Source organism: Stenotrophomonas sp. YJH_SMC_36, assembly GCF_059369935.1.
In genome coordinates this window covers 25,059-49,365 of sequence record NZ_JCAFTD010000005.1, presented here as the reverse complement: position 1 = coordinate 49,365, position 24,307 = coordinate 25,059, and the positions used below count along the sequence as shown (strand labels likewise).

Sequence of the window (24,307 nt, the reverse complement as noted above, 5' to 3'; positions counted from 1 at the left end):
GTCCGTGCGCGGAAAATACAGCGTCCGACCATGTGGTGGCGCAGCCGGGCAGCCTTCTTGGTACTGCATGACCCGTCAACGCGGGGTGGCAGGCCAGGACAGGGTGCATGGATGGACGACAGCGTGCCACCTTGCGGGGTGCCGGACCATACTCAAAACGTCCTAGAATCCGCCTTCCCCCGGTCCCTTGGTGCGTCATGTCGGCTCCCCCTGTTCCGTCTGCGGCTGCCCCCCGGGGCGGCCTTGTCGTGTTGGCGCTGCTGCTGGTCTACGTGGTCTGGGGCTCGACCTATCTCGGTATCGCCAAGGCCCTGCACGGCGGTGCGCTGCCGCTGACGATGGTCTCCGGCAGCCGCTTCATCATCGCCGGGGGCCTGATGTACCTGGCGCTGCGCCTGTTCTGGAAAATGCCGAAGCCGACGTTGCGGCAGTGGCGCAGCCTGGTGCTCATGGGGGTGACCATGCTGGTGCTGGGCAACGGCATGGTGGTGCTGGCCGAACGCGATGTGTCGTCCGGCCTGGCGGCCACGGCGGTGGCATCGGTGCCCCTGTGGATGGCGCTGTTCTCGGCGCTGCGCGGCCAGCACGCCAGCCGTGGCGAATGGCTGGGCATCGCCATCGGCTTCCTCGGCGTTGTCTGGCTGAATGCGGGCAGCAGCCTGACGGCGACGCCCACCGGGCTGGTGCTGCTGCTGATCGCACCGATCGGCTGGGCCTTCGGCTCGGTGTGGGCGCGCGGCCTGGACCTGCCTGGCCCGTTCATGACGGCCGCCGGGCAGATGATCTGCGGCGGCGTGCTGCTGGTGCTGATCGGGCTGGCGGTGGGTGAGCGGCCCACCACACTGCCCGATACCGGTGGCCTGCTGGCCATGGCCTATCTGTGCGTGTTCGGTTCGATCGTCGCGTTCACGGCCTACGTGTGGCTGCTGCAGAACGTACGCCCGGCGCTGGCCGGCAGCTACGCCTACGTCAACCCGGTGATCGCGGTGCTGCTGGGCGCAGCCCTCAACAGCGAACGCTTCGGCTGGCGCGACGTGCTGGCGATGGTGGTGATTCTGCTGGGCGTGGTGGTACTGACAATGGCAAGGACGCGCAAGCGATGAGCATCGACGAGACAGAACAACGCCGGGGCCTGCTGGTCACCGCATCCACCTTCGTGCTGTGGGGACTGGTGCCGGTGTACTGGCACCTGCTCAATGAAGTGCCGTCGTTCCAGATCATCGCCCATCGCATCATCTGGAGCACGGTGCTGGTGGTGGCCTGGCTGCTGCTCAGTGCGAAACTGGGCTGGTGGCGGAAGATCGCCGCCCAGCCGCGCGCGCTGCCGATCCTGGCGGTGTCGAGCCTGACCATCGCGTTCAATTGGGGCCTGTACATCTGGGCCGTCAATGCCGGCCACGTGATCGAGACCAGCCTGGGCTACTTCATCAACCCGCTGGTGAACGTGCTGCTGGGGGTGCTGGTGCTGAAGGAACGCCTGCGCCGGCTGCAGTGGGTGGCGGTGGGCATGGCGGCGGTGGGCGTGGCCTGGCTGACTCTCGACGCTGGCACGCCGCCGTGGATCGCGCTGGGCCTGGCCTGTTCGTTCGGCCTGTACGGCCTGCTGCGCAAGCTGGTCTCGGTCGATCCCGTAGCCGGGCTGGGCGTGGAAAGCCTGTATCTGTTCCTGCCTGCGCTGGCGTTCGCGGTCTGGGCCGAGAATGGCCACGGTGGCGGATTCTTCAGCGGCTGGGGCCTGCGCAACGATCTGCTGCTGATCTTCGGCGGCGTGGTCACCGCCGTGCCGCTGATCGGTTTCGCCTACGGTGTGAAGCGCATCGCGCTGTCGCTGGTGGGCATCCTGCAGTACATCGCACCTAGCCTGCAGCTGCTGCTCGGCGTGTTCTTCTTCCACGAATCGTTCGACATGGCCAAGGCCGTCGGTTTCGCAGCGATCTGGGCCGGGCTGCTGCTGTTCATCGGTGACAACCTGCGCACGATGCGGGCGGCAAAGCGCTGAGCCGGAAAGCAACGCGGGACGGAGCACCGGCCCCGTCCCGCGTCCGCGCCGCCTCCGCTGGCGGCGCACGCATCAGGTTTCGCGTAGTGCCGTGGTGATCGGCAGGCGGGCGGCGCGCAGCGCCGGGAACAGGCCACCGACCAGGCCGATGCCCAGCGCCCACTTCAGCCCCGTCCACAGCAGTTCCGGCGATACGTGGAACTTGAACACCACCGCGCTGAAGTTGCTGCCGATGGTGGACACGCTGTAGCCGTTGAACAGCAGCCACGCCACCGTGCAGCCCAGCAGGCCGCCGAGCAGGGCCAGCAGCATCGTTTCCAGCATCACCGCGGTCACCACCGGCAGTCCGCGGAAACCAATCGCGCGCATGGTGGCGATTTCGCGCGCACGCGTGGCCACGGCGGCATACATGGTGTTGAGCGCGCCGAACACCGCGCCCACCGCCATGATCGTACCGATCACCTTGCCGAGGATGTCGATCAGCTTGGTCAGGCCGCCGCCCTGCTTGCTGTAGTACGCACGGGTGGTTTCCACGTCCAGCTTCAGGCGCGGATCGGCGGCGACGGCGGCCTTGAACTGATCGAAGCCGGGCTTGCCCTCGGTACGCACGCTGATCGACTGCCAGGCACTGCGCTGGTACGTGGTGGCCAGGGTATCGGCGTCGGTCCACAGTTCGGAGTCATGCGCATCACCGGTGGCGAACACACCGACCACCGTCCAGGTCTGGTTGCCCAGGGTGAGCGTCCTGCCGACCTCCATGTCGCGGAACTGGCCCTTGGCGCCCTGGCCGACCACGATCTCGCGCAGGCCGGTGGCGAACTTGCGGCCTTCGATGATCTTGACCTTGTCATGCACCGCCCACGCCTGCGGCCCGACGCCCCGGAACTGCGCGTTGACGTCGGTACCGTCCGATTTGGAGACCAGGTTGACCACCTGCGAGAGTTCAGGCGACAGCAGTGGCCGTCCCTGTGCATCGCGGCTGATGCCGGGCAGGGTGGACAGGGTCGGTACCTGCTCGCGGGTGATGACCGAATTGGTTTCCGCCTGCGAACCACCGCGCAGCACGATGGCGGTGGTGTCATCGCCGGTGTTGCTGAGCGTGGCCTGGAAGCCTTCGCCCATCGCCAGCATCGCCACCAGCACGCCGACCACGCCGGCGATACCCACTACGATCACCGAGGATGCTCCCCAGCGCTGCGGCAGGCTGGCGATGCCGATGCGGGTGGCGGCCAGGGCCAGCCGCCCGCTGCGGGTCAGCGCCAGCCACAGCCCGACCAGCACCGCCACGGCAAGCACGCCCACCCACGGCAGGCCGATCCATACCGCCAGGCCGATTGCCAGCGCCAGCACGGTCACCGTGTTGCCGAACCACTTCTTGAGCTTGTTCTTGAACATGTCGGTGTCCTCCTCAGCGGCCGGCCAGTGCGTCGACGATCCTCAGGCGCTTGGCGCGCAGCGCCGGCAGCAGGCCGACGACCGCGCCGATCACCACGATCAGGCCCAAGCCCATCAGCCAGGTCGGGGTGGGGATGTGCGGCGGCAGCAGGCCCATGCTCTTCGGGCCGATGGCGGGCAGGATCAGTGCCGCCAGGCCCATGCCGATCAGGCCACCGAGACCGATCAGCAGCACCGATTCGATCATCACCAGTATCAGCACCGTGCTGTCCTTGAAGCCCAGTGTCTTCAGCGTGGCCAGCTCCGGCACGCGCTCGCGTACGGCCTGCGCCATGGTGTTGCCGGTCAGCAGCAGCAGGGTGAAGAACACCGCGCCCATGATCGAGGTGACGATCATGCCGATGTCGGCAAACTGCTTGACGAAGGCCTGCTGGAACGCCGATTCGGTCTGGGTCTTGGTTTCGTGGTCGGAGTTGGCGGAAATCGCATCGATGGCCTGTGCCACCCGCGAAGAATGGTCGGGGTTGTCGAGCGTCACCGTGTACCAGCTGACCTGGTTCTTGATGTAGTCGTTGGACTCATCGAAGTATTTCCAGTTCATCATCAGCTGGCGCTCTTCGTTGGAGGCCTGCGCCGGATCCTTGGAACGGAAGATGCCCTTCAGTTCCAGCGGCCAGTCGTTGCTGCCGCCGCGCGGGAAGATCGTCGCCTGCAGCGGGATGGTATCGCCGACTTTCCAGCCGAACTGCTTGGCCAGGGTCTCGCCGACGATCGCACCGGTGCGGGTGTTCTTCCAGTCTTCCAGCTGCGCCGGGTCGATCTGCAGTTCGCGGTAGACGTCGAAGTAGTTGGGCGATACCGAGAAGTTCGGGAAGAAGTTCTTCGGATCCTGGTAGATGCCGCCGAACCACATGCCATAGGCCACGTCGCGCACGCCCGCCACCTGGCGGATCTGCGTTTCCAGGCGGATCGGCAGCGACTGGGTGATCGACAGGCGCGAGGCCACCACCAGGCGGTTGGCCCCTTCCACACTGCCACCGGAGGTGAATGCCACGCGCACCGAGTCGAGCATGCCGAACAGGAGGAACGCGGCCACCACCGACAGCAGGGTCAGCAGGGTCCGGGTGCGGCTGCGGAACAGCTGCGCCCAGACCAGAGAGAAGTATTTCATCGCTGTGGCCTCCGTCAGTGGGCCAGCGGCGCGTCGGCCAGCTCGCCCTTGTCCAGGTGCACCGTGTGCGTGGCGTACTCGGCGGCCTTCGGGTCATGGGTGACCATGATGATGGTCTTGCCGTGTTCGCGGTTGAGCTGCTGCAGCAGGCCCAGGATCTCCTCGGCGGACTGGCGGTCGAGATCGCCGGTGGGTTCGTCGCAGATCAGGAAGGTCGGATCGGAGACGATCGCACGGGCGATCGCCACGCGCTGCTGCTGGCCGCCGGACAGCTCGTTGGGTCGATGGTTGCGGCGGTCGGCCAGGCCGACCAGGGTCAGCGCGATCTCGGCGTTGCGGCGGCGCTGCGCGGCATTGAGATGGGTCAGCAGCAGCGGCAGCTCCACGTTCTTCTGTGCGGTCAGCATCGGCATCAGGTTGTAGAACTGGAACACGAAGCCAACGTGGTGGCTGCGCCAGGTCGACAGCTGGCCACCGCTCATCTGATCGATGCGCTCGCCTTCGATGCTGATCTCGCCGCCGCTGGGATTGTCCAGGCCACCGATCAGATTGAGCAGGGTGGTCTTGCCTGAACCGGACGGCCCCATCAACGCGACGAAGTCGCCGCGGGCGATGTCCAGGTCGATGCCGTGCAGCACCTGCACCTTCTCGGGGCCGCGCTGGTAGGTCTTGGTGATGTTGCGCAGTGAAACCAGGGTCGACATGGGTGGTTCTCCACGTAGGCGGGAAACGGTGACGCACCCCGGCTGCCGGCCGGGCATGCGTGGAACGGTGTCGTTGTCGAACGGTGCCGCTGGCGGCGCCCCGGAAGGCGCCGTGCCGCTACTGCGTTTGCTTCTGCTGGACCCGGGTGCCATCGCGCAGGGTGTCCGGCGGATTGACCACCACCAGCTCGCCGGCATTCACACCCTTGAGCAGCTGGCGATCCTTGCCCATGGCCTGGCCAGCCTGGACCGTGCGCTGCTGCACGCGGTTCTCGTCGCCGAGCACGAAGGCCACCGATGCACCCTCGCGCTCGACCACCGCGCCTGCCGGCACACGCACGCCCTGCGGCTTGGCTTCAGCCTGCGGCGCTGCCTGTTCCAGGAAGCTGACCCGCACGCCCATCTCCGGCACGATGCGCGGGTCCTTCAGCTTCAGGGCCACGCGCACCTTCACCGTCGCCTTGCCCCGGTCGGCGGTGGGGATGATGGCGATCACCTCGGCCGGAATCTTCCATTCCGGATAGGCATTGAGGATGGCTTCCACCGGCATCTTCGGTTGCACGCGGCCGATGAAGGCTTCGCCGACCTCGACCTCGATCTCCAGCGAATCCATGTCGACGATGGTGCCGATGCCTGTGCGGGTGAAGCCACCACCGGCCGACAGCGGCGAGACGATCTCGCCCGGCTGTGCCGCCTTGGCCGTGACCACGCCGGAGAACGGCGCACGCACGATGTTGTTGTCCACCCCAAGGTCGGCGATCGCCAGCTGGTCGTTGGCGACCTTCACGTTGCGCTGTGCGGTTTCCAGCTGCGCGCGCAGGCTGTCGCGCTGGGCCACGGCCTGGTCGTACTGCGAGCGCGAGACCAGCTGCTGCCCGACCAGCGCCTGCAGCCGGCTGGCCTCTGCCGCCGCCTGCCTCTGCTGTGCCTCCAGTCCGGCCACCTGGCTGCGTGCGGCCTGCAGCTGCGAGGCATACAGACTGCGCTGCGCGTCGGCATCGATCGGGTCGAGGGTGGCCATGATCTGTCCCGCCTCCACGCGCATGCCTTCTTCGATCATCACCTCGCGCACCTTGCCGGTGATCTTGGCCGACACCGTAGCCATGCGCCGGGCGACGACATAACCACTGGCATCGAGGACCGAGCTGCTGGCGCTGCCCTGCTGGATGGCGACCGCCGGTGCGGTTTCCACCTGCACGGCCGGAGTGCGGCCGAACAGCGCGAAGGCGCCTGCGGCCAGGAGCAGCACCACCGCGATCACGGCAATCCACAGCCAGCGGCGCCCGCCGCCACCACCACCAGAGGCAGGCGGTGGTGACTTGCGTTCGATACGGAGTTCCTTCAACAGCTCGGCAGAAGCGTTCATTCGTTCCATCACAGGCGTTCGGGCGGGTGTGACCGGAAGGGCGGACAGCGGCGGTTCCGGCAGTGGAGCGTGCGGCACAGCATGACGGCAGGCACGGGGATGACGGCAGTGACAGCTGTCATCCGATGACCTTGACGGTGGCAACTGCGAAACGTGACCAAGGGGGCGCAGGATGGCAACGTCCCCGCTACCGGTACCGCCCATGGCTCCGATCGCCCCGTCGCTGGCTGGCCTGCAGCAGGTGCAGGTGCGTCGTAACGGCGCCGGCAAGAGTACCGCGATCAGCGGGCTGTTGCGCCTGCGCAGGCCTGGCGGAGGGCAGCGCACGCGGCCGGCAGGGCCGTGCTGGCGCGCCCGCGCCTGCGCAGGAGCGGCTGAACTGGCATGATCGGCAGCGATCGTTCCCGCCTGGACCCTCCCGTGTCATCGAGCTGGCTGGCCTCCCTGCTGCGCCCTGCGCCGGACTCGGCGGTCGCCGACACGCTGCGGCGTGGCAAGTCGCCCTGGAGCGAGGCGATCCATCTGCTGTGGTCGGTGTGGATCGTCCTGACGCCACTGCTCGGCCACGGCTTCAACCTGCGCTGGCTGCTGCTGACGCTGGCCAGTTACCCGGTGTTCCTGCTGCTTTACACGAGGGTGATGGTGGCTCCACGCCATCATGCGCCCCGTTATGCGCTGGGTCTGATCGCGATGGCGCTTGTGCTGCTGCCCTGGTATCCGTCCGGGCTGACCTACTTCGTGTTCGGCTGCGTGCTGCTGAGGGTGAGCGGGCGGGGCAGCTGGTGGACGTATCTGTTGCAGCTCACCGGCCTGAACATCCTGTTCTGCAGTCTCGCCGTGTGGTTCCAGTATCCGTGGCAGAGCCTGGTCTGGATTCCAGCGGTGTCGTACATCGTCGGCCTGGTGGTGAACGTGGAGGCGATCAACCAGCAGAAGGACGCGGCATTGCAGCTGTCGCAGGAGGAAGTGCGGCGACTGGCCACCACCGCCGAGCGTGAGCGCATCGGCCGCGATCTGCACGATCTGCTCGGCCATACTCTGTCGCTGATTACCTTGAAGCTGGAACTGGCACGCAAACTGCACGATCGCGGCGACGCGCGCGCGCGGCAGGAGATTGGCGAGGCCGAGGCCATCGCCCGCGAAGCGCTGGCGCAGGTGCGCAGTGCGGTCACCGGCATCCGGGCCAGCGACCTGGCCGGGGAGCTGGCCTCGGCGCGGCTGCTGCTGGAGTGCCAGCAGGTGCATCTGCAGTACGCGCCGCCGCCGCCGATGCCGGTGGAGGTGGAGCGTGGACTGGCGCTGATCCTGCGGGAGGCCGCGACGAATATTGCCCGCCATGCACAGGCGACACAGGCGCGGGTGGACTTCATGAAGGAAGGAAAAGTACTGGTGATGCAGATCCGCGATGATGGCCGGGGTGGCATGCAGGCCGAAGGCAATGGACTGAGCGGCATGCGTGAGCGCGCCGCGGCGCTGGGCGGGTATGTCACCGTGCAGTCTCCGCGCGGCGAGGGCACGGTGCTGAGCGTGCGCGTGCCGCTGTCGGCGGCCACTGTCCCGTTGCCGCCCGCTGCACCCGCGCCGGTGGCGCAGGACGGCGCGGCATGATCCGCATCCTGCTGGCCGAAGACCAGGCCATGGTGCGCGGCGCACTGTCCGCATTGCTCAGCCTGGAGGCGGACATCGAGGTGCTGGGCAGCGCCGCCGATGGCGAGGCCGCCTGGCGCATGCTGCAGCAGCTGAAGCCGGACATCCTGGTGACCGATATCGAGATGCCCGGTCTGTCAGGGCTGGAACTGGCCCAGCGCATCGCACGCCACGAACTGCCCATCAAGGTGGTGATCGTGACCACCTTCGCGCGCGCCGGCTTCCTGCGCCGCGCGCTGGACGCAGGCGTGCTCGGCTATCTGCTCAAGGACGCGCCAGCGGAGAACCTGGCCGATGCACTGCGCAAGGTGAAGCAGGGCGTGCGTGCGATCGACCCACAGCTGGCACTCGATGCCTGGTCACAGGCGGACCCGCTCACCGACCGCGAGCGGCGCGTGCTGCGCCTGGCGGGCGAAGGCCGGACCGCCAGCGAGATCGCCGAGCAGTTGGGACTGTCGCACGGCACGGTGCGCAACTACCTGTCCGAGTGCATCGGCAAGCTGGGCGTGGCCAACCGGATCGAGGCGTACCGGCTGGCGCGGCAGAAGGGCTGGCTGTAGCGGAGTGGCTCAACCCTTTTGGGCCGAGCCATGCCCGGCGGCTCCCGAGGGGTTCCCTGGCCCACGAGCGATCGACAGGCCGCAGTCGCGTCAGTCCTTCCCGCGCGCCATCGCCTGGAACACGCCATCGTGGCGGACCCACAGGTGGAAGAGGGCGGCACCGACATGCATCAGCACCGTGGCGAACAGCACGTAGGCCAGCAGGCTGTGCGCGCTGCGCAGCGCCGCATACAGTGCCGGTGTGTGCGGCACGATCGGTGGCAGGTGCAGTCCGCCCCCCAGCACGATGGGGTAGCCTCCCGCGGACAGCATTGCCCAGCCCACCAGCGGCATTGCCAGCATCAGCGCGTACAGCATCCAGTGCGATGCCTTTGCCGCCATCACCTGCCACACCGGAAGATCGGCCGGCAGCGGCGGCGGCCGATGGCGCAGGCGGTTGTACAGGCGCAGCAGCACCAGCACGCCGATCGCGATGCCCAGCGGGCGGTGCAGGTCGAGCAGCATCGGCCGCAGGTGCAGCGAGGCGACCATGGTCACGCCGATGAACAGCATGGCGATGATCATCACCGCCATCGACCAGTGCAGTACCCGCGCCAACAGGTTGAAGTGGCCATTGCCGGTACTCATCGTGCAGCCTCCTTCGGTTGCGCTGCCGCTCCGGCCGCGCGCTCGCGCTCGCGCCGGTTGAACGACTGCGAATAGACCGCCGACCGCGCGGCCAGGATCGGATCATCACTGCCGCGGATGCCGCTGGGCAGGATCAGCGGGTCGAAGTTCAGCTCGCCGCAGGCGCCCTGTTCCTGCGACTGCATGCGTTCCAGGCTCAGCACGCCTGCCACCACCGTTTCCCGCGCGTCCGGCCAGGGCACCGACGGATCATCGATGGCGTCCCCCGGTTCGGCGATGCTGACAACCAGGTCCCATTGCACCGGGCCGGCCGCCAGCCGGCGCTGCAGGTCCTGGCTGAGGAAATCGACATCGGCGCGCTTGCGGGCGTCGGCATCAAGCTCGGCGACCGGCGTGCGGGGCTGCCATTGCCAGCGCACGGCGCGTCGCTGGCCCTGCGCATTGGTGAACCAGAAGCTGTTGACGCTGTTGAAGCGGGTATTGGCCCAGCTGTCGGTCCACGGCGCGGTCCGTGCCCATTGCTGGAACGCCTGCGCGCTGGGGTACTTGGCCAGCACCGCCGCCATCTTCTGCGGGTCGGGCTTGCCGGTCGCCGGATCGGGGATCTGCGCCTGCGTCTGTTCGAAGAAGGCCTCCGCCGTCGGCACCGCGAAGAACGGGAAACTGTTCATCGCCATCCGCCATTCCTGGCCATCGTCGCTGACCAGCTGCAGGGCGATGCTGCGCACCCGGGCGCTGCCATCGGCCCCATGGGGATCGCCACCACCGATCGACAGGCGGCCCAGCACCGGTACCCGGGCCTGCGAGAACACGCGCGTGCTGGACAGCGTCGGCGCCTGTGCACTGGGTGCGAACCAGCCGCTCACGCACACGCCCTTGCTGTGCGCACGGCGGAACCCGGGATGGGCCGGGCCGGTGGCCTCGATGGTGTCGGTGAAGCGTTGCGCGGTGAGGCGGTGGCCGACCCAGCCGGCCAGCCAGGCAAAGCCCAGCGTGATCCCGCCAAGAATCAGGGCGATCAGCGCGATCCAGGGCAGCGGCGAATGCCTGCGCGGTGTGCGCGGCCCCTGGCCGGCGCGGGTGTAGCGGAAGAGCGACATGGTCGGAGTCCTGCCTTCACGGAATGTGTGGGTGGTCGACCGACACATCCTCGCAGAACCCGACCGTGGCCGGAATTCAATTTTTCGTCACAACCCGGTGGAGCGGACCCCTGTCCGGCTCCACCCGCGCATCGGCTGCGCTCAGGCGTAGCGTGCCTTCAGCATCGCCCAGGCCGAGCGCAGGGCCAGTGCTTCGCCGCCGGCCGGGCGGCCCGGCCGTTCGCCATCGTTCCAGGCGTACACATCCAGGTGCGCCCAGCGCTGGCCATCCTCAAGGAAGCGCTCCAGGTACAGCGCGGCGGTAACCGAGCCCGCCATGCGCGAACCGGCATTGGCCAGGTCGGCGATGCCGCTGCTCAGGTAACGCAGGTAGGGACGCCACAGCGGCATGCGCCAGACCGGGTCGCGCGTTTCATCTCCGGCCTGCAGCCACTGCTGGGCGACGGTGTCATCGTTGCTGAAAAGTGCCGGCAGGTCCGGGCCCAGCGCGATGCGCGCAGCGCCGGTCAGGGTCGCGAAGTCCAGAACCAGGTCCGGCTTCTGCTCAGCGGCGAAGGTCAACGCGTCGCACAGGATCACACGGCCTTCGGCGTCGGTGTTGTCGATCTCCACGCTCAGGCCCTTGCGGGTGGCGATGACTTCGCCCGGACGGAACGCATCCGGGCCGATCGCGTTCTCCACCGCCGGCACCAGCAGGGTCAGGCGCACCGGCAGCTGCTGGGCCATCACCAGTCCTGCCAGGGCCAGCGCGTGCGCGGCGCCGCCCATGTCCTTCTTCATGTTGCGCATGCCATCAGCCGGCTTGATGTCCAGCCCACCGGTATCGAAGCACACGCCCTTGCCGACCAGCACCAGCGCAGGATCCGTCGCCTTGCCCCAGCGCAGCACGACCAGGCGCGGCGCGCGATGCGATGCGCGGCCGACGGCATGGATGGCCGGGAAATTCTGCGCCAGCAGCGCATCACCGGTGATCGCTTCGACCTCGGCGCCGTGCGCCGCTGCCAGCGTGCGTGCGGCCTCTTCCAGCTGCTGCGGACCCATGTCCTCGGTGGGCGTGTTGACCCAGTCGCGCACGCGCAGGCTGGCGGCGATCAGATCCGCCACTTCCCCGGTCGGTGCGGCAACCAGCTGCGCCGGGTGCCGGTTGCGCTTGCGGTAGCGGTCGAAGCGATAGCTGCCCAGGCCCCAGCCCAGCTGCAGCAGTGCCTGCTCGCTGGCCGGCAGCTCACTGGCGAGCTGCCACACGCTGCCTTCGGGCAGGGCGTGCGGCGCGTGCGCATAGCTGTAGGCATCGCCGCGATCGCCCACGCCCATCACCGCACCGGCCAGACCCTCGCTGCCGGGCAGCAGGGCGATGCTGTGCGAGCCGGCGGTGAAGCCCTGCGAGGCCAGCCAGGCCTGCGTGGCGGCCGGCTGTCCGGCGTTCCAGCGGGCGAACTGCTCGCGATCCAGCACGTACAGCGGCAGTGCGGCAGAAGTGTCGGCGGTGAAGCCCGTGATCTCGCTCATGCGTCAATTGCTCCGGGGTGCGGTGGCGCCGAGGTTGGCGTCCAACCAGTCGGCCAGGCCGGTGAGGGTGTCGAACTGCAGGTCGGGCTGCAGCTGCGGATGGGTCCAGGTGGCGGCGTCGCGGTTGATCCAGCAGCCGCGCAGGCCGGCGGCGATGGCGCCGGCCACGTCCATCTCGATGTGGTCACCGACATGCAGCACCTGCGCCGGGGCCACGCCCAGCCGGGCACACGCGGCATGGAAAATGCTCGCCTCCGGCTTCGCCGCGCCATGTTCGCGCGCACCCAGCTGGAAGGCGAAATGATGGGCCAGCCCGATCCGCTGCAGGTCCGCATTGCCATTGCTCAGCGCGGCCACCGGTACCCGCGCGGCGATACGCTCCAGAGCATCGAGGGCATCGGGATAGCACTCCACCTGGTTGCGCGCGGCATAGAACGCTTCGTAGGCCGGCTCCAGCAGGTCCAGGCTGGCGCCGCTGTTCTGCAGCGCCTCACGCAGCGTCAGCCGGCGCAGCGCGCTCAGGTCATGATGCAGATGCGGGTTGTCGCGGAACGAGCGCTCGCGCAGTTCGCGCATCGCCGCCAGCGGATACATCGCGGCGGTGGCCGGGCTGTGTTCACGCATCCAGTCGTGCAGCACCTGGTCGATGCGGGCGCCGATCGGTGCGAACGGCCACAGCGTGTCGTCGAGGTCGAGGGTGATGGCAAGGACAGGGAAATTCACCCGGCCATTCTACGCCTGCCCGCACGCGCTTTCATTCCAGCAGGCGCGCCCAGCCCTGCATGCCGTCCAGCCGGGCCAGCACCAGCTTGATGCAGACCAGCAGCGGCACCGCCAGCAGCAGCCCGATCATGCCCCAGGCCCAGCCGAACACCATCAGTGCCAGGATCAGGACCAGCGGCGAGAGCTTCATGCGCCGGCCCAGCACGATCGGGGTCACCAGCTGGCCCTCCAGGGTATGCAGGCCCAGATATGCCGCAGCGGGCAGCAGTGCCTGCAGCGGGTCGCGGAATTCGACGAAGCCCATCAGCAGCATCAGCGCCACTCCGATCAACGGGCCCACATAGGGCGCGAAGTTCAGCAGTGCCGCCACCGTCCCCCACAGCAGCGCTTCCTGCAGGCCGATCCCCAGCAGCATCAGCACGCCCGCGAAAACCAGGCCGACCAGCGTGTTGATCACGCTGATGGTCAGCACATAGCGCGACACCTCGCGCTCGATCGAGCGCAGGATGTCGCTGGTGAAGCGCTGTTGCTGGCGGTTCGGGAACAATGCGATCGCCGCGCGCTGCAGGCTTTGCCCATAGATCATGAAGAACAGCGTCAGCAGGACCACGGCCAGTACCGAGGCGGCCAGCCGGGGTGCGCGGGTCAGCATGCGATAGGGATCGTCCAGCTGGGTGCGGATCACCTGCACCTTGCGATTGCTGTCGCCGCCGGCAACGCGGGCGAAGTTCTCGGCCGCCAGATTGGCCTGCTGCACCGGCTTGGTCAGATCCTGTACCTGCCGGGCGACCTTGCGCAGCTGTTGTGGCGCTTCCTGCGCCCATTCCATCGCCGGGCCGATCAGCTGCACGGCCAGCGAGCTGGTCACGCCCAGGCCGGCACCGAGAACCAGCAGCGCTCCCAGCGCCCGCGGAATCCACAGCTTCTGCAGCAGGCGCAGGATCGGGTTGCCGACCAGCGCGAAGAACATCGCCAGCAGTACCGGCAGGATGATGTCCTGTGCGGCCCACAGCGTGTAGGCCACCGCCAGCGTTGCCAGCACCACCAGCGACATCGGCCCGCGCGGGCGGGTGGGCGGCGGAAGGGCGGCAGCAGACGGTGCGGGTTCGGCCGGTGACGGGGACAGGAGGGACTCGCTCATCGACGTACCGACCGGGAAGGGGAGCCTATTATCTGTCCGCCGCGGTCAACGCGGCGGATGCTGTTCGTCAACGTTCGGACAGTTCGGTGGCCGCTTCGGCAGGCCGCGGTTCGCGCGCCTCAGGCTCGGCAGGTGGCGCGGAAGCGGGTGCCGCGGCAGCGGGAGCGACCGGGTCGGCGGCGGCTTCGGCAGTGTCGGCCGCATCGTCTGCGGTGTCGGCGGCGTAGGCTGCCACGGCGGCAGCCAGCGCTGCCTGGCCGCTGGCCACCAGGCTGGAGACCGAGCCGATCATCTGCAGCCAGCGCGCACCGTTCACTTTGCCCGGCACTTCCAGCTTGCCGGCCACGAAGCCACCGGCCAGGCCGACCACCACGATGCGCAGGGGAGACCAGCCCCGGCGCCAGACCTCGCTGAGCACGGTCCAGTTGTCCTGGGTTTCACCCATGCGCACGGCCACCACCTGTTCGCAACGCTTCACCCGCCGCTGCAATGCGCCGAACTTCATGGCTTGCCCTCCGGAATCTGTACGCCGGCATCGGGATCGTCTTCGCTGGGCTCGTCGAACAGGCCAAGGCGCGACAGCTGGCGCCGGGTAGCATGCATGCCGGTGTGGTGGAAGAAGTAGGACACCCGCCAGATCGCATAGCCGGTTACTGCGAGGCTGATCAGCGAGGTGATCAGAAGCGCCTGCAGCCAACTCAGGCCCCAGCTCTGCAGCAGGGCGATGAGCGTGGCGGCCATCAGCAGCCAGGCCGAGGCCCCGAACACGATCGCCACGCCCGCCCAGGCCAGGGCCCGGCCGAACGCACTGCGGGCGAGCGCGAAATCCGACGAGGCCAGGCGACGCAGCGAGCGCAGCGTGTGCTTGGCCGAATCGGCGGCGGCGCGACCGGCCGCGCCGACCTGGCGGATGCTCTCGTCCAGCGGCGGGGTGGCCGCCGGATCGGGGCGTTGCGTGTTGTCTTCGCTCACGCCGTGGACTTACTTGTCGCTGCTGCCGCGAGCCAGCTTGGCGATGATCCAGCCAGTGGCGAAGGCAACACCGAACGATGCCAAGGGACGTTCACGGATCAGTTCAGCGGCGCTGTCGATCAGATCCTTGCCCTTGTCCATCAGTGCATCGACCTGTTCCTTGGCGGCAGCGCCGCCGAATTCAGCCGCAGCCAGGCCGGACAGCGCCGTGTCGGACAGCTCGGCCTTGACGTTGGCCTTGCCGATGCGCAGTTCGTCGGTTGCAGCGCCGGTCGCGCCCTTGATCGCACCGCCGGCAGCACTGGCGGCCTGCTTGAGGTGGGAACCGGCTTCACCCAGGTGTTCCTTCAGGTTCTCGGTATTGGTGGGGCTCATCGAATCACTCCTGTTGCGATGGGGGAACGGACGATCGGCTTCAGCCGACAGGGACGTACAGCAATAGCACTGGCCGGGTATAGGGGGTGTTACGGCGGAGCGATCAGCGCATCACCAACTGGCCCTGCTGCTGGCCGTTGTTGCGCAGGATGCGCAGCACCAGGGTCGGTGGCCGCTGCTGGAAATTGGCGCGCCAGCTGGCCAGGTCGGCGAATTCACCCACCGTGGCATCGGTGATGATGTCGCCCTGCTGGAGCCCGTTGCTGGCTGCGCGGCTGCCGCGCTTGACCTCGCTGACCAGCACCCCGCGTACGCCGGACTGGCGCAGTGATTCGGGCAGGTCGACGAAGGTCGCGCCGCCCAGGCGCGGGTCCAGGCTGTCGCCGCTGGCGGCGCGCGCCTGCTCCTTCAGCGTCGCCCGGATCTGCAGCGGCTTGCCTTCGCGGCGCACGTCCAGCGCCAGTACGCTGCCTACCGCTGCCAGGCCCTCCACGTTGTGCAGGGCTTCGGCGCTGTCCACGCGCTGACCGTTGGCGGCAACCACGACGTCGCCCGGCTTCAGCCCGGCCGCCGCACCGGCCGAACCGGCCAGTACCCGGGTGATCAGCGCGCCGCGGGTTTCGCCCAGGCCCAGGCCCTGGGCGATCTGCGCGCTCAGGTTCTGGCTTTCCACGCCCAGGGTGCCGCGCACCACCACGCCATGCTTGACCAGCTGGTCGACCACGCTGCGCGCCAGGTTGGTGGGAATGGCCAGGCCCAGGCCGATGTTGCCGGCCATGCTGCCCTGCGGGTTGAAGCTGGCGGTGTTGATGCCGACCAGCTGGCCCTGCAGATCGACCAGCGCACCTCCGGAGTTGCCCGGGTTGATCGAGGCGTCGGTCTGGATGAAGTTCTGGTAGCCCAGCCCACGGATGCCACTGCGGCCGACCGCCGAGACGATGCCCGAGGTCACCGTCTGGCTGAAGCCGAACGGATTGCCGATCGCCACCACGAAGTCGCCGACCCGCAGCTGGTCGCTGTTGCCGAGCTTGATCTCGGTGAGGTTCTGCGCCGGGATGCGGATCAGGGCGATGTCGGTGTCGCGGTCCGAACCGAGGAATTCCGCCTTGACCGTGCGCCCGTCAGCGAGCGTCACCTGCACGTCATCGGCGTTCTCGATGACGTGGTGGTTGGTCAGCACCAGGCCTTCCTTCGCGTCGATGATGACGCCCGAACCCAGCGATTCGTTGATCCGTTCCTGCGGGATGTCCGGGAACAGGCGGCGGAAGAACGGGTCGTTGAAGAAGGGGTTGCGTACCCGTACCACCTGCTTGGTGTTGACGCTGACCACGGCGGGCATGGTCTTTTCCAGCATCGGTGCCAGCGAAGGCACCGGCTGGCCGGCGACCGAAGCCGGCAATGCGGCGGTGGCCGGAAGGGCCGCCGGCAAGGGCGCGGCGTCGGCGCGGTTGTCCAGGTGGGCGTTGATGCCGGTGGCGACGAATCCACCGAAGGCGGCGGCGATTGCGAGCGTGAGAAGGGTAGGTAGCGGTCGCATGGGAGTCGGTTCGCAGGCGTGGGATGGGGGCCGTTGGCCCATACGGTAAAACAAGCTGAATGAATCTGCCGCGGCGTGGATAAATGCGCGATGAAAGAGACCCTCGTCGATGCGGCGCCCGACGACGGCTGACCCGCCTGCGGTGCGGTCGGCCATCGGCGCTACACCGATAGGGTGTGTCCGCCGGCGTGGTCAGGACACCCTCTGATACTTGCGCAGTTCCGCCGATCCAAGGTGTGCGATGGCACGTCGCGCGTGCAGGTTCCGGCAAGGGGCGTGCAGGCAGCCCGTCGCCGCGACGTGCACCTCAATCCCATGGCGCAGCGCTGAAAAAAAGGGGTTTGCTGCGGATCGACGGTAGCAGCACCAGCCTCCCCCTACACTACTATCGTCGCAGCAGACGCGATTGCAGGCGTACCACCCGTTCCACGATCGTCATTGTCGGTATAGCATCGCCCCGTTTTGACAATCCACGCCCCCAGGAGGGCAACATGAGCAACGGTAATGGTGTGTCGGTCGTGACCGACGCCGTCGAGAACGCGAAAGAAACCGCCACCAACGTCGGCGAGACCATCGCCCACGCCGCTGAAGACGCAGTGAAGTCGGTCAAGAAGACCGTCAAGCGCGCCCGCAAGGCCGCCACCACCCGCGTCGCCAAGGCCAAGAAGGCCGTGGCCAAGGTCGAGAAGACCGTTGCCAAGAAGGCCGAGAAGGCCGCCAAGTCGGTCGGCAAGACGGTCGCCAAGGCCAAGCAGAAGCTGGAAGCCGCCAAGAAGAATGCCAAGGCCGAAGCCGCTGCCCTGAAGAAGGAAGTGGCCAAGAAGAAGGCCGCTGCCGGCAAGACTGTCGCCAAGAAGGCTGCTGTTGCCAAGAAGACCACGAAGGCCGCCACCAAGGCTGCCGGCAAGAAGGTCGCCACGGTGAAGAAGGCTGCGACCAAGAAGGCAGCCGCCACCAAGAAGACGGTTGCCAAGAAGGCCGCCGCCGCGAAGAAGGTTGTCGGCAAGAAGGTGGCCACCGCCAAGAAGGCCGTGGCCAAGAAGACGGTCGCCGCCAAGAAGGTGGCTGGCAAGAAGACCGTGGCCGCGAAGAAGGTTGTCGGCAAGAAGGTTGCCGCTACCCGCAAGGTCGCCACCAAGAAGACGGCTGCCGCCAAGAAGGTGGTCGGCAAGAAGGCCGCTGCCACCCGCAAGACGGTTGCCAAGAAGGCAGCGACCACCAAGAAGGCTGTCGCCCGCAAGGCTGCACCGCTGAAGAAGGCCGCTGCCAAGAAGGCCCCGGCGAAGAAGGCCGTGCGCAAGGCCGCCAAGCGCAAGTAATCGCGCGAGCGGCGAAGGCCCCTCCGCCCTGCCGGGCGGTGGGGCCTTCTGCGTTCATGGGGGGGACAACGGCCCGGCATGAAGCCTGCGGGGTCGTCCTGGGGCAAGATGAAGTCCCTCCGCTGGAGTTCCCATCATGCGTGGCATCGATTTCAGTTCCTGGCAGGGTGTGCTTTCCACGTTGGCCGGCCTGGTGCTGATCACGCTGCTGGGCGTGGGTATCCGCCTGCTGGTGATGCAGACCCTGCAGCAGCGCCGCGAGCGCGAGAACCGGCAGATCAACGAACGGCTGCGCACGCTGATGGCCGCCTACAAGACCCTGGGCGGTTCGTTCACCGGTGAGCTGGGGGTCGACCCCAGCCATCTGCGCGACCTGCGCCAGCGCGCCCATGAGCAGGGCATCGTCGAACCCGGTTCGGATCGCGCGCGGCGCATCCGCGACGCCGTCGAAGCGGCCTTGTCGGACATCCTGCTGCTGGGTACCGATGAGCAGGTGCGGCTGGCCGCGCGCGCCGCCGATGAGTTGGCGCAGGGACGACCGGTGCACACGCATGAGCTGGTGGTGTCGCTGCGCGATTTTGTCCGCGAAGCGCTGGATCTGGCGCCGATCCCGGCCGATCTGCAGATTCCACGGCAGGGCCCGACCCGGCCCGCAAGCGGCAGCGGGGGCGGCAAAGGCCGCCCTGAAGGCGAAGGCAAGGGCAGTCGTGCGGGCGGCGGCGGAGGAATGGGCATGGGTGCCGGCATGGGCGGGCTCGGCCTGGGGGCCGGCGCCGCACTGGGCGCCGGCACTGCCGGAGAAGACGACGCAGGTACGCGCTGAGCGCCGCGAAGGCGTCAGCGGGTCAGTTCGTAGATGGGTGTGAAACCGCCATAGATCATCCGCGCGCCGTCGAACGGCATCGGGTTCTTCGCGGGGTCCAGGCGCGGGTCTTCCATCATCTTCTGCATGCCTGCATCACGGGTGGCCTTGTCAGGCCACTCGATCCAGGAAAACACCACCGTCTCTTCCGGTGTTGCTTTCACTGCGCCGAAGAAGTCCGTTGTCTTGCCATGCGGCACGTCATCGCCCCAGCACTCGACCACGCGCAGCGCCCCGTACTCGATGAAGACCACGTCGCCGCTTCGCGCATGGGCGAGGAACTTTTCCTTGTTGGCGGTGGGAACCGCCAGAACGAAACCATCGATGTAGCTCATTGCCTGCCTCCGTGATGGACCGCACTGCATGTGCGGCCTTCTTCTGTTCGACGAACCAGGGCGCGGCAGATCGACACGGCCGCGATAGAAGCATGCAGGACGTACCCGCGCGCCGCGCGTATGCCAGAGACCGCCTGAATCAACCCAGAAAATTCAGCAATGCGAAGCCTGCTGTTTTCAGGGTGCGTTGTGGCGAATAACGGAGAATTTACATTCCCGATGCGACGGCGCTTCCGCGCTGCTGCTCACCATAAGAAAGTAAAGGTGTACCCCCATGAAGAATTCGCTGATTGCCCTGGCGCTGGCTGCTGCCCTGCCGTTCTCCGCCTCGGCTGCCGAGAACCTGTCCTACAACTATGCTGAAGCCAACTACGCCAAGACCGACATCGACGCGTTCAAGGCCGACGGCTGGGGCGTGAAGGGTTCCTACGGCTTCCTGCCGAACTTCCACGCCTTCGGTGACTACAGCCGCCAGGAAATCGACCACACCAACCTCAAGCTGGACCAGTGGAAGGTCGGTGTCGGCTACAACCAGGAAATCGCACCGTCGACCGACTTCGTGGCCCGCGTGGCGTACCAGAAGCGTGACCTGGAGCATGGTCTGGATTTCAACGGCTACAGCGCTGAAGCCGGCATCCGCACCGCGTTCGGTGCCCACGCCGAAGTCTACGGCATGGTTGGTTACGAAGACTTCTCGAAGAAGCGCGGCATCAATCCGGAAGGCGAGTGGTACGGCCGCCTGGGTGGTCAGGTGAAGCTGAACCAGAACTGGGGCCTGAACGGCGAGCTCAAGATGAACCGCGACGGTGACAAGGAATACACCGTCGGCCCGCGCTTCAGCTGGTAATCGCTGCAGGCGCTCTGCGCCCTGCGTGCATCGACAGGCCCGGCATCTGCCGGGCCTGTTGCGTTCCACCCAACCGAAATGAAATCTGACTGCGGCTGCGCAGTCGATGCTGCATTGCAACGAATTGGATTCCGCCGTTGCAGGGCGCGACCTACGGTGGGCATCCACTTCCGCCGGATCCGACTGATGCCGCCCGCCCCCGCCACCCCGCATACCGGGAAGCTGCGCCGCCTGGCGCTGCTGGATCCGCATCCGGTGCTGCGGCTGGGCCTGGAAGTGTTGTTATGTGAGCACAGCGGTCTGCAGGTCCGTGGCAGCTTCGCCAATGAAGCCGACCTGCTGTCGCTGCTGCATCAGCAGCCCGGTTGTGTCGATCTGCTGGTGATCGATGCCCTTCCGCTGGGTGACCAGGGGGTTGGCCTGCAACTGCTGCGCACGCTGTCGCAGCAGTGGCCGTCGTTGCCGGTGCTGGTGCTTTCAGCCCATTGCAACGCCAGCACGGTGGTGACGGCCATGCAGGCCGGCGCGCGCGGCTTCCTGTCCAAGGCGACCGCACCGCGCGTGCTGCTGCGGGCTGTGGAGGTGGTGGCCCGGGGTGGGCGGTTCGTGCCGCCGGAACTGCGCCCGCAGTTGAGCCGCTCGCGGGCGCGCCGCATGCCCTCATTGATGCCGCTCAGCCGCCGCGAGCGCGAGGTGCTGCGCCTGGTGCTGGAAGGCTGCAGCACCGGCGAAGTCGCACAGCGCTTCGGCCGTTCCGCAAGCACGGTCAGCTCGCAGAAAAAAGCCGCCTACCAGAAGCTCGGCATCCGCAGCGACGGCGAGTTGTTCCGCATCCGCCACCTGCTCGAATGCGGCTGAAACCCGGGCTTATTCGCCCTGGTACTGCTTTTCTTCGACCAGTGCCGAACCTGCAACGCGGTTGATCTCGTTCTTGACCTGCACGCGCTCGCCATTGGTACCGTACACGCCGCGCGCCAGCTGGACGAAGGCATCATCGAACACCTGTGCCGCTTCCTTGTCGCGCAGCTGGTCCTGGATGTCCCACATGCGCTCGTTGATGGCCTTGAGCTGCTGCTTCAGCGCGGCAAGTGCCGGCTGTGCCTGCAGCTGCTGCTGCAGCAACGGCAGCAGGCCGTCCAGCTCGGTGCGCACATTGGCCAGCTTGGTGGCATCGCCGATGCGTTCGGCCTTGATCTCGAGAATGGTGATCTTGTCGATCAGCTCGCCGATCGATACCGGCGTCAGGATGGCGTCCATGGGGGGTTTCCTGGAAACAGGCGGCCATCATACCGCGCCACTGCCAAGCGGTTTTACGCTGATTTTGCGCCCCGGCCACGGTAGCGCCATCGAACCGTTACGGCCCTGCCATCGACACTGCCGTCCCGGCGGTTGAGCCGCCATTGGATGAGGAATGATGTGCAGTGAACAGCAAGGGGATGATCGCGGCGGTGGCCGCGGCGTTGGCGGGGCTGCTGGGCGTCGGCACCGCACAGGCACAGGTGAGCGGCAACGCCACGTTGACCAGTGACTACGTCTGGCGCGGCAGTTCGCAGAGTGACGGCGACCCGGCGGTGCAGGCCGGAGCGAAGTTCGCGCTCGCGTCCGGGTGGTATGCCAGCGCGTGGGGCTCGAACGTATCGTTCAAGCCGGACAACGGCGCACGCAGCGAGTTCGATCTGGTGGCGGGCTGGTCCGGCACACCGGCCGCGGACTGGACGCTGGACGCCAACCTGACCCGCTATGTGTATCCGGGGACAGCCCGCGCGCTGGACTGGACAGAGTTCGCTGCCACGGTGGGCTGGAAGCAGCGGACCTGGCTGCAGGTCGCGCATTCCAGCGATGCCCTGGCCGGTGGCCATCGCGGTACGTATGCACAGCTGGGCGTGCGCCTGCCGCTGCGCGAGCGCTTCCGGCTTGAAGCGGCCGTGGGCCACTACTGGCTGGAGGCCGCACAGGGGCCGGATTACCTGCACGGGCAGCTCAGCGCCATCGCCACGTTGGCTCCGGCGTGGGAAGTGCGGGCCACCGTGCATGACACCGATACCGCGGCCAGACGCCTGTTCCCGGGCAACGCGGGCGGGCGCTGGGAACTGGCGCTGCAGGGCAGCTTCTAGCGGGCCGGCGCCGCTACGACGGTATCGGCCCCATGGGCCGGTACCGCGCGGCTCAACCGCGCAGGCGCTGGCTCAGGCCCTTGAGGAAGTTGCGCAGCATCTGATCCAGGCAACGTCGGTAGTTGGCATGTCCGGGTTGGCGGAACAGCGCCCCGATCTCGGACTTGGATACCTTGAAGCCGGCGCTGGCGAAGATGTCCATCAGATCGACGTCGCGCAGCTGGAACGCCACGCGCAGCTTCTTCAGCACCAGGTTGTTGTCGACGCGGGTTTCCACGGCGCGCTGCGGCTGGCTCTCGTCGCGGCCGCGCAGGTGCACGATCAGGCCATCCAGGAAGTGCGCCAGCGCACTGTCGTCCATCGGCACGAAGCCGGCTTCATCCTCGCGCCGCAGCCACGCCCTGGCCTGCTCCAGATCCACCGCGAAGGTCGGGTCGGCCAGCTGGCACAGGGCCACCACGTGATGGTCGCCCAGGTCCAGGGAGTAGCGCACGCTGCGCAGTACATCATTGTTGATCATGGCCCATTGTAGCGGTCTGGCCGTTGTCACCGGATTGTCACCGGATTGAAGCATCGTGAGCGCTGTTCCGTAGAGACCTCGTCCGATGCGCCGGTACCTCGTTCTCCTCCTGCTGGCGGCCAGCAGTGTTGCCGCCCATGCCCAGGACCGTTTTGTTCCGGTCGAACAGCGGCTCACTGCGGCCCAGCTGGCCGAAGTGGGGCTGAGCCCGGCCCAGCTGCAGGCGTTGAACCGCGTGCTGCGCCAGGCAGAGGCCGCGTCGCCTGCCATTTCCGCGGTCACGGCCGCCCCCGCCGGCGCGCCGCTGCCTGCGAATGTTCCGGCGCCGGCAGCCATGCACCTGGGGCTGGAAGAAGGCCCGGTCAGCGCACGCGTGGTGGGGGAGGTGGCCGGTTGGGCCCCCGGCACGGTGTTCACCCTCGACAACGGACAGCAATGGCAGGTGATGAAGGGACAGATGAAGCTGCGCAGGGCCCTCCAGGCGCCGCAGATCGAAGTGATCCCGGGCATCGCCGGCCGCTGGTTCCTGCAGGTCGACGAGGATCTGCCGAAGGCCCGCGTGTTCCGCCTGCGCTGAGTGTGCCCGGCGCGAAGACCGATCAGGCAAGGCAGGGTCCGGCCGACGGTGCCAGAATGGGGGTCTCGTTCCTCCACGGAGTTGCCTGATGTCCCGCACCGTCCTGATTACCGGCGCCACGTCCGGGTTTGGCGCCGCCGCCGTCCATCGCTTCGCCCAGGCAGGCTGGAAGGTGATCGCCACCGGCCGTCGCAGCGATCGCCTGCAACCGCTGGTCGAGCGCTATGGCAAGGACGTGGTGCACGCAGCGGCGTTTGATGTCCGCGATCCGATCGCAATGGAAGCGGCGCTGCTGGCGCTGCCCCCCGCATTCGGTGAGATCGACCTGCTGGTCAACAACGCCGGTCTCGCGCAGGGCACCGCTCCGGCGCAGAGCGCCAGCCTGCAGGACTGGACGACGATGATCGATACCAACATCACCGCCCTGGTGACGTTGACCCACCGCCTGCTGCCGCAGCTGGTCGAACGCAGGGGTGCGATCATCAACATCTCGTCGGTTGCCGGTGTCTACCCGTACCCGGGCGGCAACGCGTATGGCGGTACCAAGGCGTTCGTCAGCCAGTTCTCGCTGGGCCTGCGTTCGGACCTGCACGGTACGGGCGTGCGTGTGACCACCATCGAGCCGGGCATGGCCGAGACCGAGTTCACGGTGGTGCGTACCCACGGTGACCAGGCCGCGTCGGACAAGCTGTACTCCGGCGCCAACCCGATGACCGCCGAGGACATCGCCGAGCAGATCTTCTGGGTTGCCAGCCTGCCGCCGCATCTGAACATCAACCGCCTGGAACTGATGCCGGTCAGCCAGTCGTTCGCCGGCTTCCAGGTCGCGCGCGAGGGCTGACCTGCGTGCCTTCAGGGCCGCCCGGCGTGGGTCGGCCCTGCGGGGCCCAAAAAAAGAAAGCCGGGC

General features: G+C 67.5%; 28 protein-coding genes. 12 read left to right on the top strand and 16 right to left on the bottom strand.

Features of this window, described 5'->3' with window-relative positions:
* The first annotated feature begins 197 nt into the window (after nt 1–197).
* Together yedA and rarD are read left to right on the top strand one after the other, a co-directional pair.
* On the top strand, nt 198–1,103 hold the full coding sequence (yedA, locus tag AC5P76_RS10620; protein WP_053516552.1) for a drug/metabolite exporter YedA: 906 nt from the start codon (nt 198–200) through the stop codon (nt 1,101–1,103).
* Entirely contained in the window at nt 1,100–1,999 is a 900-nt protein-coding gene (rarD, locus tag AC5P76_RS10615; RefSeq protein WP_053516550.1) for an EamA family transporter RarD, read from the top strand. Before yedA ends, rarD begins: the two co-directional genes overlap by 4 nt.
* A gap of 72 nt (nt 2,000–2,071) precedes the next feature.
* On the opposite strand, the gene AC5P76_RS10610 is transcribed toward rarD, so the two are convergent.
* The 4 genes from AC5P76_RS10610 to AC5P76_RS10595 all read right to left on the bottom strand — a co-directional run bounded on the left by AC5P76_RS10610 (nt 2,072) and on the right by AC5P76_RS10595 (nt 6,635).
* Nucleotides 2,072–3,394 carry an ABC transporter permease gene (locus tag AC5P76_RS10610; protein WP_128987897.1) on the bottom strand — a complete coding sequence of 441 codons (1,323 nt, stop codon included), beginning with the start codon at nt 3,392–3,394 and terminating at the stop codon, nt 2,072–2,074.
* A 13-nt stretch (nt 3,395–3,407) separates the two neighbouring features.
* Entirely contained in the window at nt 3,408–4,565 is a 1,158-nt protein-coding gene (locus AC5P76_RS10605; protein ID WP_253119895.1) for an ABC transporter permease, read from the bottom strand.
* A gap of 14 nt (nt 4,566–4,579) precedes the next feature.
* The gene (locus tag AC5P76_RS10600) at nt 4,580–5,269 is read right to left on the bottom strand and encodes an ABC transporter ATP-binding protein (RefSeq protein ID WP_053516547.1); all 690 of its coding nucleotides are present in this window, start codon (nt 5,267–5,269) and stop codon (nt 4,580–4,582) included.
* 118 nt (nt 5,270–5,387) lie between these two features.
* Nucleotides 5,388–6,635, bottom strand: a complete 1,248-nt coding sequence (locus tag AC5P76_RS10595) for an efflux RND transporter periplasmic adaptor subunit (protein ID WP_253119893.1) — start codon at nt 6,633–6,635, stop codon at nt 5,388–5,390.
* A gap of 202 nt (nt 6,636–6,837) precedes the next feature.
* Between AC5P76_RS10595 and AC5P76_RS10590 the strand changes: the two genes are divergently transcribed.
* The 3 genes from AC5P76_RS10590 to AC5P76_RS10580 are packed head-to-tail and all read left to right on the top strand — an operon-like array spanning nt 6,838 to nt 8,842.
* On the top strand, nt 6,838–7,023 hold the full coding sequence (locus AC5P76_RS10590) for a hypothetical protein (RefSeq protein ID WP_253119891.1): 186 nt from the start codon (nt 6,838–6,840) through the stop codon (nt 7,021–7,023).
* On the top strand, nt 7,020–8,243 hold the full coding sequence (locus tag AC5P76_RS10585; RefSeq protein WP_128987894.1) for a sensor histidine kinase: 1,224 nt from the start codon (nt 7,020–7,022) through the stop codon (nt 8,241–8,243). Before AC5P76_RS10590 ends, AC5P76_RS10585 begins: the two co-directional genes overlap by 4 nt.
* Nucleotides 8,240–8,842: a response regulator transcription factor gene (locus AC5P76_RS10580; protein WP_053516542.1), complete on the top strand. Its 603-nt coding sequence runs from the start codon at nt 8,240–8,242 to the stop codon at nt 8,840–8,842. Before AC5P76_RS10585 ends, AC5P76_RS10580 begins: the two co-directional genes overlap by 4 nt.
* A gap of 90 nt (nt 8,843–8,932) precedes the next feature.
* Here AC5P76_RS10580 and AC5P76_RS10575 read toward each other — a convergent pair whose 3' ends face one another.
* The 9 genes from AC5P76_RS10575 to AC5P76_RS10535 form a co-directional block, all read right to left on the bottom strand.
* Nucleotides 8,933–9,469: a cytochrome b gene (locus tag AC5P76_RS10575; protein WP_253119889.1), complete on the bottom strand. Its 537-nt coding sequence runs from the start codon at nt 9,467–9,469 to the stop codon at nt 8,933–8,935.
* Nucleotides 9,466–10,569 carry a catalase family peroxidase gene (locus AC5P76_RS10570; protein ID WP_253119886.1) on the bottom strand — a complete coding sequence of 368 codons (1,104 nt, stop codon included), beginning with the start codon at nt 10,567–10,569 and terminating at the stop codon, nt 9,466–9,468. Before AC5P76_RS10570 ends, AC5P76_RS10575 begins: the two co-directional genes overlap by 4 nt.
* Before the next feature lie 141 nt (nt 10,570–10,710).
* A complete protein-coding gene (locus AC5P76_RS10565) occupies nt 10,711–12,078 on the bottom strand; it encodes a leucyl aminopeptidase family protein (protein ID WP_053516540.1) in 1,368 nt (455 codons plus the stop codon).
* Between the two features lie 3 nt (nt 12,079–12,081).
* Entirely contained in the window at nt 12,082–12,801 is a 720-nt protein-coding gene (locus tag AC5P76_RS10560; RefSeq protein ID WP_253119883.1) for an HAD family hydrolase, read from the bottom strand.
* A gap of 31 nt (nt 12,802–12,832) precedes the next feature.
* On the bottom strand, nt 12,833–13,942 hold the full coding sequence (locus AC5P76_RS10555; protein WP_053516537.1) for an AI-2E family transporter: 1,110 nt from the start codon (nt 13,940–13,942) through the stop codon (nt 12,833–12,835).
* Nucleotides 13,943–14,009: 67 nt separating this feature from the next.
* On the bottom strand, nt 14,010–14,447 hold the full coding sequence (locus AC5P76_RS10550; protein WP_053516536.1) for a hypothetical protein: 438 nt from the start codon (nt 14,445–14,447) through the stop codon (nt 14,010–14,012).
* Nucleotides 14,444–14,914 (bottom strand): phage holin family protein, encoded by a 471-nt coding sequence (locus AC5P76_RS10545; RefSeq protein WP_053516534.1) that lies wholly within the window; start codon nt 14,912–14,914, stop codon nt 14,444–14,446. Before AC5P76_RS10545 ends, AC5P76_RS10550 begins: the two co-directional genes overlap by 4 nt.
* 9 nt (nt 14,915–14,923) lie before the next feature.
* Entirely contained in the window at nt 14,924–15,289 is a 366-nt protein-coding gene (locus tag AC5P76_RS10540) for a hypothetical protein (protein WP_053516533.1), read from the bottom strand.
* A 103-nt stretch (nt 15,290–15,392) separates the two neighbouring features.
* Nucleotides 15,393–16,826, bottom strand: a complete 1,434-nt coding sequence (locus tag AC5P76_RS10535; protein WP_053516532.1) for a Do family serine endopeptidase — start codon at nt 16,824–16,826, stop codon at nt 15,393–15,395.
* 491 nt (nt 16,827–17,317) lie between these two features.
* Between AC5P76_RS10535 and AC5P76_RS10530 the strand changes: the two genes are divergently transcribed.
* Both AC5P76_RS10530 and AC5P76_RS10525 read left to right on the top strand, forming a co-directional pair.
* Nucleotides 17,318–18,145: a hypothetical protein gene (locus AC5P76_RS10530; protein WP_053516530.1), complete on the top strand. Its 828-nt coding sequence runs from the start codon at nt 17,318–17,320 to the stop codon at nt 18,143–18,145.
* A 136-nt stretch (nt 18,146–18,281) separates the two neighbouring features.
* Nucleotides 18,282–18,968, top strand: coding sequence for a hypothetical protein (locus tag AC5P76_RS10525; RefSeq protein ID WP_128987890.1), 687 nt, complete (start codon nt 18,282–18,284; stop codon nt 18,966–18,968).
* Between the two features lie 14 nt (nt 18,969–18,982).
* Here the strand turns inward: AC5P76_RS10525 and AC5P76_RS10520 are convergent, their stop codons facing one another.
* Nucleotides 18,983–19,342, bottom strand: coding sequence for a DUF1428 domain-containing protein (locus tag AC5P76_RS10520; RefSeq protein ID WP_053516528.1), 360 nt, complete (start codon nt 19,340–19,342; stop codon nt 18,983–18,985).
* 274 nt (nt 19,343–19,616) lie between these two features.
* Between AC5P76_RS10520 and AC5P76_RS10515 the strand changes: the two genes are divergently transcribed.
* Complete coding sequence (locus tag AC5P76_RS10515; RefSeq protein WP_053516527.1) at nt 19,617–20,189, top strand: OmpO family porin; 573 nt, start codon at nt 19,617–19,619, stop codon at nt 20,187–20,189.
* 186 nt (nt 20,190–20,375) lie between these two features.
* A complete protein-coding gene (locus AC5P76_RS10510) occupies nt 20,376–21,047 on the top strand; it encodes a response regulator transcription factor (RefSeq protein WP_053516559.1) in 672 nt (223 codons plus the stop codon).
* 9 nt (nt 21,048–21,056) lie between these two features.
* Here the strand turns inward: AC5P76_RS10510 and AC5P76_RS10505 are convergent, their stop codons facing one another.
* Nucleotides 21,057–21,446: a DUF6165 family protein gene (locus tag AC5P76_RS10505; RefSeq protein ID WP_065174221.1), complete on the bottom strand. Its 390-nt coding sequence runs from the start codon at nt 21,444–21,446 to the stop codon at nt 21,057–21,059.
* 164 nt (nt 21,447–21,610) lie between these two features.
* Here AC5P76_RS10505 and AC5P76_RS10500 point away from each other — a divergent pair, with 164 nt between their 5' ends.
* Nucleotides 21,611–22,303 (top strand): TorF family putative porin, encoded by a 693-nt coding sequence (locus tag AC5P76_RS10500; protein WP_253119881.1) that lies wholly within the window; start codon nt 21,611–21,613, stop codon nt 22,301–22,303.
* Between the two features lie 52 nt (nt 22,304–22,355).
* Here the strand turns inward: AC5P76_RS10500 and AC5P76_RS10495 are convergent, their stop codons facing one another.
* Nucleotides 22,356–22,823: a YehS family protein gene (locus AC5P76_RS10495; RefSeq protein ID WP_053516523.1), complete on the bottom strand. Its 468-nt coding sequence runs from the start codon at nt 22,821–22,823 to the stop codon at nt 22,356–22,358.
* 85 nt (nt 22,824–22,908) lie between these two features.
* Here AC5P76_RS10495 and AC5P76_RS10490 point away from each other — a divergent pair, with 85 nt between their 5' ends.
* Both AC5P76_RS10490 and AC5P76_RS10485 read left to right on the top strand, forming a co-directional pair.
* Nucleotides 22,909–23,400, top strand: a complete 492-nt coding sequence (locus tag AC5P76_RS10490) for a hypothetical protein (RefSeq protein WP_053516522.1) — start codon at nt 22,909–22,911, stop codon at nt 23,398–23,400.
* A gap of 88 nt (nt 23,401–23,488) precedes the next feature.
* The gene (locus tag AC5P76_RS10485) at nt 23,489–24,241 is read left to right on the top strand and encodes an SDR family NAD(P)-dependent oxidoreductase (protein WP_065174225.1); all 753 of its coding nucleotides are present in this window, start codon (nt 23,489–23,491) and stop codon (nt 24,239–24,241) included.
* Nucleotides 24,242–24,307: the final 66 nt, after the last annotated feature.

Bases quoted from the DNA above. Each gene is read 5' to 3' on its own strand.
- AC5P76_RS10520 (WP_053516528.1), bottom strand. From the start codon at position 19,342: ATGAGCTACATCGATGGTTTCGTTCTGGCGGTTCCCACCGCCAACAAG.
- AC5P76_RS10565 (WP_053516540.1), bottom strand. From the start codon at position 12,078: ATGAGCGAGATCACGGGCTTCACCGCCGACACTTCTGCCGCACTGCCG.
- AC5P76_RS10590 (WP_253119891.1), top strand. From the start codon at position 6,838: ATGGCTCCGATCGCCCCGTCGCTGGCTGGCCTGCAGCAGGTGCAGGTG.
- AC5P76_RS10490 (WP_053516522.1), top strand. From the start codon at position 22,909: ATGCGCCGGTACCTCGTTCTCCTCCTGCTGGCGGCCAGCAGTGTTGCC.
- rarD (WP_053516550.1), top strand. From the start codon at position 1,100: ATGAGCATCGACGAGACAGAACAACGCCGGGGCCTGCTGGTCACCGCA.
- AC5P76_RS10550 (WP_053516536.1), bottom strand. From the start codon at position 14,447: ATGAAGTTCGGCGCATTGCAGCGGCGGGTGAAGCGTTGCGAACAGGTG.
- AC5P76_RS10555 (WP_053516537.1), bottom strand. From the start codon at position 13,942: ATGAGCGAGTCCCTCCTGTCCCCGTCACCGGCCGAACCCGCACCGTCT.
- AC5P76_RS10495 (WP_053516523.1), bottom strand. From the start codon at position 22,823: ATGATCAACAATGATGTACTGCGCAGCGTGCGCTACTCCCTGGACCTG.
- AC5P76_RS10580 (WP_053516542.1), top strand. From the start codon at position 8,240: ATGATCCGCATCCTGCTGGCCGAAGACCAGGCCATGGTGCGCGGCGCA.
- AC5P76_RS10485 (WP_065174225.1), top strand. From the start codon at position 23,489: ATGTCCCGCACCGTCCTGATTACCGGCGCCACGTCCGGGTTTGGCGCC.
- AC5P76_RS10570 (WP_253119886.1), bottom strand. From the start codon at position 10,569: ATGTCGCTCTTCCGCTACACCCGCGCCGGCCAGGGGCCGCGCACACCG.
- AC5P76_RS10595 (WP_253119893.1), bottom strand. From the start codon at position 6,635: ATGAACGCTTCTGCCGAGCTGTTGAAGGAACTCCGTATCGAACGCAAG.
- AC5P76_RS10600 (WP_053516547.1), bottom strand. From the start codon at position 5,269: ATGTCGACCCTGGTTTCACTGCGCAACATCACCAAGACCTACCAGCGC.
- AC5P76_RS10610 (WP_128987897.1), bottom strand. From the start codon at position 3,394: ATGTTCAAGAACAAGCTCAAGAAGTGGTTCGGCAACACGGTGACCGTG.
- AC5P76_RS10585 (WP_128987894.1), top strand. From the start codon at position 7,020: ATGATCGGCAGCGATCGTTCCCGCCTGGACCCTCCCGTGTCATCGAGC.
- AC5P76_RS10540 (WP_053516533.1), bottom strand. From the start codon at position 15,289: ATGAGCCCCACCAATACCGAGAACCTGAAGGAACACCTGGGTGAAGCC.
- AC5P76_RS10525 (WP_128987890.1), top strand. From the start codon at position 18,282: ATGCGTGGCATCGATTTCAGTTCCTGGCAGGGTGTGCTTTCCACGTTG.
- AC5P76_RS10605 (WP_253119895.1), bottom strand. From the start codon at position 4,565: ATGAAATACTTCTCTCTGGTCTGGGCGCAGCTGTTCCGCAGCCGCACC.
- AC5P76_RS10530 (WP_053516530.1), top strand. From the start codon at position 17,318: ATGAGCAACGGTAATGGTGTGTCGGTCGTGACCGACGCCGTCGAGAAC.
- AC5P76_RS10535 (WP_053516532.1), bottom strand. From the start codon at position 16,826: ATGCGACCGCTACCTACCCTTCTCACGCTCGCAATCGCCGCCGCCTTC.
- AC5P76_RS10515 (WP_053516527.1), top strand. From the start codon at position 19,617: ATGAAGAATTCGCTGATTGCCCTGGCGCTGGCTGCTGCCCTGCCGTTC.
- AC5P76_RS10575 (WP_253119889.1), bottom strand. From the start codon at position 9,469: ATGAGTACCGGCAATGGCCACTTCAACCTGTTGGCGCGGGTACTGCAC.
- AC5P76_RS10510 (WP_053516559.1), top strand. From the start codon at position 20,376: ATGCCGCCCGCCCCCGCCACCCCGCATACCGGGAAGCTGCGCCGCCTG.
- yedA (WP_053516552.1), top strand. From the start codon at position 198: ATGTCGGCTCCCCCTGTTCCGTCTGCGGCTGCCCCCCGGGGCGGCCTT.
- AC5P76_RS10505 (WP_065174221.1), bottom strand. From the start codon at position 21,446: ATGGACGCCATCCTGACGCCGGTATCGATCGGCGAGCTGATCGACAAG.